The 941-nt window shown below is 77.4% G+C and carries 2 protein-coding genes; one reads left to right on the top strand and one right to left on the bottom strand.

Annotated elements, in window-relative coordinates; all coding sequences use genetic code 11:
- The coding region (locus tag OZN99_RS32465) for a helix-turn-helix domain-containing protein (protein ID WP_270939302.1) at nt 1-228 on the top strand (228 nt) is incomplete at its 5' end.
- A gap of 15 nt (nt 229-243) precedes the next feature.
- Here OZN99_RS32465 and OZN99_RS32460 read toward each other — a convergent pair.
- Nucleotides 244-941 (bottom strand): sensor histidine kinase (locus OZN99_RS32460; protein ID WP_270939301.1); only part of this gene is annotated, 698 nt, incomplete at its 5' end.

The raw sequence follows: 941 nt of genomic DNA, 5'->3' as shown, positions 1-941 counted from the left end.
GAGCCGCCGGCGAGCCAGCCGCCCGCGCCGCAGCCCGCCCCGCCGCGCAGCCTGCCGGGCGCCGACGCCTCGCGTCTGATCCGCCCGCTGGCGGAGATCGAGCGCGAGGCCATCGAGCGCGCGGTGACGCTGTGCGACGGCAACATCCCGAAGGCCGCCGCCTATCTCGGCATCAGCCCCTCGACGCTGTACCGCAAGCGCGCCGCCTGGGGCGCGGCGGCGGAATAGGGGGCCGTCGTCGCTTCAGACGGCGGCCGGCAGCCAGATGGCCGCGGTGGTGCCCTGGCCCGGGCTGCTTTCGAACCGCAGCGCGCCGCCGTTCCGCGTGCAGAAGCCGCGCACCGTCGCCAGGCCAAGGCCTGTGCCGACGCCCGGCGGCTTGGTGGTGAAGAACGGCTCGCCGAGGCGGGCCAGGGTCTCGGCGTCCATGCCGTCGCCGCCGTCGATCACCGCCGCCACGACGTAGTCGCCGGGCCGCAGCCCCGCCTCCTCCGCCGGCGTCTCCAGCGTCTCGGCCCAGGCGGCGATGGTGACGAGGCCGCCCCCCGGCATGGCGTCGCGGGCGTTGGCGGCGAGGTTGACGATGGCGGCCTCGAACCCCGCACGGTCGCCGCGGGCGCCGGGCAGGCCGGGCTGGAGCTGGGTGCGCACCGGCCAGCTGCCGCCCAGCGTACGGGCCAGGAGCTCGGCGAGTTCTGCCAGCGCGGCACCGACATCGAGGCTGGGCGCCGGCTGGTCCGGCGCGCCGCCGCCGCGGGCGAAGGCCAGCATGGCATCCACCAGCCGCCCGCCGCGCTCCGCCGCGTCGCCGAGCAGCCCGGCACAGCGCCGCACCTCCTCCGGATCCTCGGCGCGGCGCTGCATCACCCGCGCGCCGCTGCGCACGGACTGCACCAGGTTCTTCACGTCATGCGCCAGGCCAGCGGCGAGCAGGCCGATGG

Origin of the sequence: Falsiroseomonas oryzae, from assembly GCF_027856955.1 — a bacterium.
Taxonomy (GTDB): domain Bacteria; phylum Pseudomonadota; class Alphaproteobacteria; order Acetobacterales; family Acetobacteraceae; genus Falsiroseomonas; species Falsiroseomonas oryzae.
The sequence above is the reverse complement of the archived record's forward strand: the minus strand, read 5'-3'. Positions and strand labels throughout refer to the sequence as shown.